The organism is Planktothrix sp., from assembly GCF_046067725.1.
Classification (GTDB): domain Bacteria; phylum Cyanobacteriota; class Cyanobacteriia; order Cyanobacteriales; family Microcoleaceae; genus Planktothrix.
In genome coordinates this window covers 1-8623 of sequence record NZ_JBJUDF010000099.1, presented here as the reverse complement: position 1 = coordinate 8623, position 8623 = coordinate 1, and the positions used below count along the sequence as shown (strand labels likewise).

Below are 8623 nucleotides of genomic sequence, written 5' to 3'. Positions count from 1 at the left end.
TGCTGATATTTGGTGGAAACAAATTATTATCAGTCGTGGGAGTCGATCCGGAATTCGGCATCAGGGTTTAGTGCTTGCTCCAGGGGGATTAGTTGGACGAGTGATGAGTGTTACACCCAATACCAGTACAGTCATACTGTTAACTGATCCCATGAGTCGAATTGGGGTGACGATTAGTCGTAGTCGCAATATGGGATTTCTCAAGGGAGATGCTCGTGATCAAGGATTGATGGAGTTTTTTGAAAGTGACCCTAATGTTAAACTTGGAGATGTGGTTGTCACTTCCGCTTATAGTCAGATTGTTCCTGAAGGTTTACCGATTGGAAAAGTGGTTTCTGTAGATATGAATAAAGCACCTGCTCCAGAAGCAATTATTGAATTTTTTGCTTCTATTTCTACTTTAGAATGGGTGATTGTTTATCCGAATCAGAAGTTTGATCCCGAATCTAATCAAAACTCTAATGATGCGACAAAATCACAACCAAATTAGCAATAAATTAACTGTAAAAATTCAAGATTTGATGGGTTCTCATGGGTATTGAATGAGTTATATAATTCTTGCATCATTTTAATTAATTTCTAATTTTTCATGCTGTTTAAACCTCATTTTGTTTTAAATTTGGCTGTCACCATCCTAACCTTAATGGTTTGTTTCTGGTTGTCTTTGCTTCGGATTCCGGGGTTAGAATTGTTTGGGGTGACTCCGAACTGGGTATTAATTTGGCTGGTAACATGGAGTATTAGAAGAACGCTATTACAAGCGGTTATTGGCGGGTTAACCTGTGGATTAATTTTAGATGGATTAACAAGAACTCAGCCGTCCCATATCCTGCCATTGATTGTGGTTGCAGTTTTAACGGTGATCATCTACAAACGGATTATTAAAAAAATTCAGGAGGATTTTATTTCTGTTGCTTTGATTGTTTTTGGCATGGCTATTATTGTAGAAATCATTCGCAGTTTACAGATTCAAGTGTTTGGATATTTTAATTTAGAACAATTGTGGCTGCATCAGCAACAGGTTGGGCTGTCAACAGCCATTCTAAGTAGTTTGTGGGCTCCTGTCATCTATTTGCCGCTTAGTCGTTGGTGGGCATTGATGGAACCCTCAAATCAACTAAAATCTTAGGGGCGGGTTTATTAGGGTTTTGGTTAATCTGTCGAACTACAGAACCCGCCTCTACACGCGCTCAGGAAACTTCTCTTCTATGCTTAAACATAGTGACTTCGACAAAACTGAAACGGCGATTCGCGCTAAAATCCTTAGTGAAGCTCTGCCTTATATTCAAAAGTTTTCCAATCGTACTATTGTGGTGAAATATGGGGGGGCTGCTATGAAGGATAGTAGCCTCAAGGATAAGGTAATGCAAGATATTGTGTTACTATCTTTTGTGGGCATTCGAGTGGTAGTGGTTCATGGCGGTGGCCCAGAAATTAACAGTTGGTTAGGAAAACTGGGAATTGAACCTCAATTTAAAAATGGGTTGCGCGTCACGGATGCGGCAACGATGGATGTGGTGGAAATGGTGTTAGTGGGTCGGGTGAATAAAGAAATTGTCTCTTTGATTAACCAAGCCGGAGGAGAAGCGGTTGGCTTATGTGGCAAGGATGCCAATTTAATTAAAGCTCGTCCTCAAGGTCAAGCGGATATTGGCTTTGTCGGAGAAGTTAATAGTGTCAATACCAAACTATTAGAGTCTTTGGTTAATAATGGTTATATTCCTGTGGTTTCCAGTGTGGCAACCGATGAAAATGGACAAGCTTATAACATGAATGCAGATACCGTTGCGGGAGAAATTGCCGCAGCTTTAGGGGCTGAAAAGTTGATTCTGTTAACCGACACGGCGGGAATTTTAGAGGATTATCATAATCCTGATACTTTAATTGCTAAAGTTGATATTCAAGAAGCTAGACAATTAATCGACAAAGGAATTGTCTCTGGAGGTATGATTCCTAAAGTCAATTGTTGTGTCAGGAGTTTAGCCCAAGGGGTACGGGCGGCTCATATTTTAGATGGTCGTGTTCCCCATGCGTTATTACAAGAAGTCTTCACGGATGCTGGGATAGGAACTATGATTGTGGCTTCAGAATTTATGTTTTAAATATCTGGGAAACCGTCCAATCCTGAATTCAACTCTGAGGATTTGTTGAACGGGTAGGGTTAAACTCAAGACAACCCAACCTGTTCAACTCATTTCTTCTACTTTCTGATTAAAAATTCATAGATTTTTTGAGAATCGAGTAAATTAGGAAGAAAGTATACTTCCCTAAAACCAATGGTAATAGCCAGCTTCTTCCAGTTCTGGCGATATCTCAAATGGGTTAAGTGGCGACCGGGTTCCGTGCACACCCATTTAGTTCAACTGATCAATTGCATTGCAGATTTTGTCGCTGATTTATTGATTGCGTTGTTTCCTATCCTCATCAAAGGATTAAAAAGGATTCATCGGCGCATGATTCGTTTTAGCTGTTTTTTTCTGTATTTGAATCACACAACTTTTAAACAACTCATTCATGCCACAATTGAACAACGATTAATGGGTTTTGGGGCAGAAATGGCTTATCATGCTACCCTTGCCTTATTTCCAGGTGTATTAGCTTTATTGATTGCCATTAGTTCGTTTCAAGTGTTACAAGCTGAATTGTATCAAATGGCAGTTTTATTAAGTCAGATTGTCCCTGATGAAGTGCAAAGTTTAATCGGAAATGGCATTCAGCAATTATCTGTAAATCCAAATTCTAAGCTCCTGTCGTTTAGCTTTATTGCCTCTCTTTGGATTTTTTCCGGTGTTATTAGTGCAGCAATGGACGCATTAAATCATATTCATCATGTTAGCAATGAGCATCTTCGACCTTTTTGGAAAAATAAGTTAATTGCATTAGCTTTAGCACTAGGAACTTTATTTTTATTGATATTAGCATCAGCATTGGTGTTGATTAGTGACTTAATTTTTGAAGGAATTGCACGTCAAAGTTGTATGATTGAAACCATCGGTAATTGTGCATTAGAAGATTTAGCAACTTGCATGATTCAGCCTCCTGTACAAAATTGTTTATTAGAATCAACCTTATTGGAAACTTGGCAAAAGTTCCGATGGCCGATTACTTTAGGGATTGTTTCTACCAGTTATGCTTTTATTTATCGTTATGCACCTAATTATCGGGAACCTGGAACTCCATTGATGCCAGGAGCCATTCTAGCTTCAGTTTTTTGGGCGTTAGTCTCTAATTTATTTCGTTGGTATGTTTATCATTTTGGAAAATTTAATATTACCTATGGAACCATTGGTGGGTTTGTTGTTTTGTTACTTTGGCTACAAATTAGTTCATTAATTATGCTGATGGGAGCGCAACTCAATGTTATTGTAGGAGATGCTATGAAAACAAATTCTGAGCAATGAATCAACCCTGATCTTTACAAACCATTGCTGAATAAGTTCAAGAATGACTGCAAACTGAAACGGCTGTTGTTTCACTGGTAGAATCCTTTGGTGAGCGCGTTGATCATGCCGCCGCAGTGGGTAAATATGCAGATATGATGGTTGGCAAACGAGGAGATGCAGCCACATCAGGTTTATGTGGAACCGCTTTTCAAGGTTCCTGTCCAGTGTTAGTTGAAGAAACCAAAGGAGATCTCCGGGTTCATCAAGATTATGTGGACGCTTGGGCAATTCAAACCGCCTTAGCCATTCCTGTATTTTTCCAAGGTCAACTGGGGGGTGCATTGATGGCGTTAAGAGGAAATCAAACCTTCCTAGAAAAACAAAATCCGCGACGTTACTCCCGGCTCTGTCCATTGGGCTTCAAGCGGGAGTTGTGGCGCGGTAGATTGAAAGGGGGGTTCTAGGTGAGGAATTACCAAAAACTAGAACATCCGTTTTTTGCGGAAAGCACGTCTTTGACGTTGGTTCGCGATGGCTTTACGCTTACGCTTTTCTGGAGGGGTTTCAAAGTGACGTTTTTTTCTAACGTCTGCCAAAATACCGGCCTTAGAAACTTCACGCTTAAAACGTCTTAAGGCTGACTCTAGCTGTTCATTTTCACCCAGAATAACTTGGGTCATGTCCTCTCCTTGATGGTCTACAACAACATTTGAAAAGTTTTTGTGAGATTATTCCCCTGATGCTATATTACAGCAATTGGGGAGATCTCGTCCATGTTTGTAATTGCTACAATTCTAGGGATACGGGAATAGAGAACCTCGATTTAACGGCTGAGGGAACTTAAAATACCCGTTGCAATGGATAGGATCAGCAATATCCAAATCACATAACCCGGAAGAAAAGCTAAAACGGATAAACCCCTCAGCGTCCATAACACAACCAACAAGGTTGTGATCGACACAAAGAGGTACGAGAAAATCAGCTTTTGGGAATCAGGATATCGAGTCACAGAGAGTACCAGGCTGGAAATACTCCTTTATTATTGACATAGCCTTCAACCGGGTAGCTAAAACTCGTGGATGAAGGCTAGGTTGCGCTTTTAAGCAGCTATTGTTCTATCATGACACGCTTAACTTAAGAGTTCAAAGCGATTTTGTTGATTGGTTAGGGTAATAACCGCATTTTCAATATTCGTATCGTTTAGGTCTGTGATACTAATATCGCTATTGGCTATGGTTATTCCTGTACTGTTTTCAGTAATTGTTTCCGGGTTGGCTGCTGTCTAAATCGATGACGGCAGGAGCATTAACAGGTACAATCGTAATTGTACTAACAGCCGGATTAACATTAGTATAAACACCATCACTAGCTATGAGGTGTCAATCTTCCCCCAGCTATTCCGCTAATTTTGTTTGAAAGAATCGTGGGCTTAGAACACTGAGAAGGATGTCAACTAGCATAAAATAAGATAGACCTTCCTGGCTAAGAGCGACCTTACGGATGTCTCTAATTTCATTTCAACATAACTTAACAAAAAGTAAAATTCCCTCTACCATTGCCTTACCCATGTTTGAGCGTCTCAGTATTCGGCAAAAAATTGGCTGGGGTTATGGATTAGTCGTTGGGGTAGTCCTTGTAGGTGTAACCTCAGCATTTTTAATGGAGACTTATTATCAAAAACCTCTGCGTAGCCAATTGCAAATTGATCAGGAGAAAGCAAAGGCTCTTAATGGACTCAGCCAAAGTCTTATACAGTTGAAGCATCATCAGGATAATTTAGTCCAATTCCTTAGCAATAGCCAGGATCTGGACAAGTTGGAACGGGGGGTTTCAGCTTTGCGTTCTAATCTCTTTGTGATGAATAATCAGCTTCAACAACTTCAAAATCTTCCAGAAACCCTAAATAATGACATCCTACAAGATTATCAACAATTACAAGATTTAACTCAACGCTATCAGGAACGCTTAAATAACTATTCATCTCAGTTTGAAAAATTAATTCAAACGACAGAACAACCTAACGTTAATCCTAAAATTTTGCCATCGGCTCAAAAATCATTGATCGCTTTGAATCAAAGTGCTGGAATTAATCAAGTTTATCCCCTTTATGCAGAAACAACTCAACTGGAAAATCGATTTCGTCAACGGGCTGAAAGTACCATTCAAGAGTATGGGAACATAGCAACTTTAAGTAATAGAATTATTATCATTACTTTAGTCATATCCGGTGCATTAGCCACCATCTTAGCGATTTGTATTAGCCAAATGATTGCCAAGCCTTTAGATATCATGATTAAAGTTGCCGAGCGGGTTAGTGAGGAATCGGATTTTGCCTTACAAGCTCCTGTAACGAGTTCGGATGAAATTGGGGCTTTAACACAATCGTTAAATCACTTAATTCAACGGGTCGCTGAATATACCGAGGAATTGCAGAAGGCAAAAATGGCGGCGGAAGCAGCCAACCGTTCTAAAAGTGTGTTTTTAGCCAATATGAGCCATGAACTTCGCACCCCTTTAAATGCAATTATTGGCTATAGCGAAATGCTTCATGATGAATCGGAAGATTTAGGATATACAGACTTTTTACCCGACTTAGAACGAATTCAAACGGCCGGAAAACACCTGCGCGATATGATTAGTGATATTTTGGATATTTCTAAAATTGAAGCGGGTCATGTCACCCTATATTTAGAAAATTTCCCCGTTGATCAACTCGTAGAAGATGTGATTACAACCGCTAAACCTTTAGCAGAGAAAAATAATAATGTTTTGAAAGTTAAGGCTAAACCTAACATGGGAACCATGTATGCGGATCTGCCTAAAGTTAGACAAATTTTGTTAAATTTACTCAGTAATGCGTCCAAGTTCACGGAAAAAGGAACGATTGATTTAATTGTTGAAAGAACTCAAGAGAAACCTCCCATTCCAGAAGATGATGAATTAATGTATGGATTGATTTCTAACTGTTCTCAATATCTAGTGTTTCGAGTTCGGGATACAGGAATTGGTATGACACAGGAACAATTGCAACATATTTTTAAACCCTTTATTCAAGCGGATGCTTCTACAACCAAGCGCTTTGGTGGAACCGGATTAGGATTGGCAATTAGTCAGCGTTTATGTCAAATTCTCGGTGGCGTGATTACGGTAGAAAGTGAAATTGATCAAGGTTCTATCTTTAGTGTTTGGCTTCCGGTTCATGTTAAGGGATAAAAAACTTAACAATAAATAATAATATTTTTAAAATTATCTGGTTTTTAATTCCCTGAGACTTATTAGGGCTTAATAATTCTCTCCTAATTTCATATTTTAGATTTTGAGATTAACCCTGGATTTTCGGTGAACCGTACTCAGAAAGTGGTGAAAATCAGATAAACTCTGATCATAGGCTTGAGTATAGTAGGGAAGTGTTATAGGAAATCCTTAACTAATAGCGTTGCTAATATTGATAATGATCACTCAATTGATTTTAATCTATTTGGAGGCTTAATTATTATGCAACCGACCGACCCGAATAAATTTACCGAAAAAACTTGGGAAGCTTTAGCCAGAACTCCCGATTTAGTTAAACAATCCCAACAGCAACAAATTGAAAGTGAACACTTAATGAAAGCGTTGCTGGAACAAGAAGGATTAACTAAAAATATCCTGAGTAAAGCGGGGGTATCCGTTGCTCAATTTCGAGAAAGAACCGATAGCTTTATTAATCGTCAACCTAAAATAACAGGGACAATTTCTAATGTTTATTTAGGTCGAAGTTTAGATACCCTTTTAGACCGAGCCGAAACTTACCGCCAAGAATATAAAGATGAGTTTATTTCGATAGAACATCTATTTTTAGCTTATCCTAAAGATGATCGTTTTGGCAAAGCGTTATTTCAAGAATTCCGCCTAGATGAACCTAAACTCAAATCGATTATTACTCAAATTAGAGGAAACAATAAAGTGACTGATCAAACCCCAGAAAACAAATATGAAGCGCTCGAAAAATATGGTCGAGATTTAACCGAAGCCGCCCGCCAAGGAAAACTTGATCCGGTCATTGGACGAGATGATGAAATTCGGCGTACCGTGCAAATTTTAAGCCGGAGAACCAAAAATAATCCCGTATTAATTGGGGAACCCGGTGTAGGAAAAACCGCGATCGCAGAAGGACTCGCCCAAAGAATTATTGCGGGAGATGTACCTCAATCTCTCCAAGAAAGACGGTTAATTGCATTAGATATGGGGGCATTAATTGCGGGGGCAAAATTCCGAGGAGAATTTGAAGAACGCCTCAAAGCGGTATTAAAAGAAGTCACCGATTCTAATGGTACTATTATTCTATTTATTGATGAAATTCATACCGTTGTGGGAGCAGGTGCAACCCAAGGCGCGATGGATGCGGGGAACCTTTTAAAACCCATGTTAGCACGGGGAGAATTGCGCTGTATTGGAGCAACAACCCTGGATGAATATCGCAAATATATTGAAAAAGATCCCGCCTTAGAACGCCGTTTTCAACAAGTTTATGTCGATCAACCTACCGTTGAAGATACTATCTCAATTTTACGCGGGTTAAAAGAACGTTATGAAGTTCATCATGGGGTGAAAATTTCCGATAGTGCCTTAGTCGCCGCCGCCGTATTATCCACTCGATATATTAGCGATCGCTTTTTACCCGATAAAGCCATTGATTTAGTTGATGAATCTGCGGCTAAATTAAAAATGGAAATTACTTCTAAACCCGAAGAACTCGATGAAATTGATCGGCGGATTTTGCAATTAGAAATGGAACGATTATCGTTGCAAAAAGAAAGCGATCCCGCTTCTTTAGAACGTTTAGAACGGTTAGAAAGCGAATTAGGAACTTTAAAAGAAGAACAACGAAACCTCAGTTCTCAATGGCAATCTGAGAAAAATGTAATTACTGATATTCAATCCATCAAAGAAGAAATTGATCGGGTTAATATTGAAATTCAGCAAGCCGAACGCAACTATGATTTAAACCGAGCGGCGGAATTAAAATACGGCAAACTGGAAGAACTCAAGAAGAAACTTAAAGCCACAGAAGCGCAATTAGAAACGACTCAAACCAGTGGAAAAACTCTATTGCGGGAAGAAGTTACTGAAGCTGATATTGCGGAAATCATCTCAAAATGGACAGGAATTCCGATTAGTAAATTAGTCGAGTCGGAAATGCAAAAACTCCTGAATTTAGAAGATGAATTACACCACCGAGTTATCGGTCAAAATGAAGC

At 39.2% G+C, this 8623-nt stretch carries 8 protein-coding genes; 7 read left to right on the top strand and 1 reads right to left on the bottom strand.

From position 1 onward, the window contains the following. The 5 genes from ACKPEB_RS05640 to ACKPEB_RS05620 form a co-directional block, all read left to right on the top strand. Positions 1-490: rod shape-determining protein MreC (locus ACKPEB_RS05640; RefSeq protein ID WP_408963854.1), on the top strand; the 490-nt coding region annotated here is incomplete at its 5' end. A 99-nt stretch (positions 491-589) separates the two neighbouring features. Then, complete coding sequence (gene mreD, locus ACKPEB_RS05635) at positions 590-1129, top strand: rod shape-determining protein MreD (protein ID WP_408963853.1); 540 nt, start codon at positions 590-592, stop codon at positions 1127-1129. Between the two features lie 79 nt (positions 1130-1208). Continuing rightward, positions 1209-2102, top strand: coding sequence for an acetylglutamate kinase (gene argB, locus ACKPEB_RS05630; protein WP_408963852.1), 894 nt, complete (start codon positions 1209-1211; stop codon positions 2100-2102). A 174-nt stretch (positions 2103-2276) separates the two neighbouring features. After that, on the top strand, positions 2277-3401 hold the full coding sequence (locus ACKPEB_RS05625) for a YihY/virulence factor BrkB family protein (protein WP_408963851.1): 1125 nt from the start codon (positions 2277-2279) through the stop codon (positions 3399-3401). A 47-nt stretch (positions 3402-3448) separates the two neighbouring features. Next, positions 3449-3847, top strand: a complete 399-nt coding sequence (locus ACKPEB_RS05620) for a GAF domain-containing protein (protein WP_408963855.1) — start codon at positions 3449-3451, stop codon at positions 3845-3847. 18 nt (positions 3848-3865) lie between these two features. Here ACKPEB_RS05620 and rpsU read toward each other — a convergent pair whose 3' ends face one another. Beyond that, positions 3866-4063, bottom strand: a complete 198-nt coding sequence (rpsU, locus tag ACKPEB_RS05615) for a 30S ribosomal protein S21 (RefSeq protein ID WP_006616180.1) — start codon at positions 4061-4063, stop codon at positions 3866-3868. Positions 4064-4883: 820 nt separating this feature from the next. Here rpsU and ACKPEB_RS05610 point away from each other — a divergent pair. Continuing rightward, on the top strand, positions 4884-6596 hold the full coding sequence (locus ACKPEB_RS05610) for an ATP-binding protein (protein WP_408963850.1): 1713 nt from the start codon (positions 4884-4886) through the stop codon (positions 6594-6596). Between the two features lie 282 nt (positions 6597-6878). Further along, a partial coding sequence (locus ACKPEB_RS05605; RefSeq protein WP_408963849.1) for a Clp protease N-terminal domain-containing protein occupies positions 6879-8623 on the top strand: 1745 nt, incomplete at its 3' end.

Coding starts and splice junctions, on each gene's coding strand:
- argB (WP_408963852.1), top strand. CDS start 1,209: ATGCTTAAACATAGTGACTTCGACAAAACTGAAACGGCGATTCGCGCT.
- ACKPEB_RS05625 (WP_408963851.1), top strand. CDS start 2,277: ATGGTAATAGCCAGCTTCTTCCAGTTCTGGCGATATCTCAAATGGGTT.
- ACKPEB_RS05610 (WP_408963850.1), top strand. CDS start 4,884: ATGTCTCTAATTTCATTTCAACATAACTTAACAAAAAGTAAAATTCCC.
- mreD (WP_408963853.1), top strand. CDS start 590: ATGCTGTTTAAACCTCATTTTGTTTTAAATTTGGCTGTCACCATCCTA.
- rpsU (WP_006616180.1), bottom strand. CDS start 4,063: ATGACCCAAGTTATTCTGGGTGAAAATGAACAGCTAGAGTCAGCCTTA.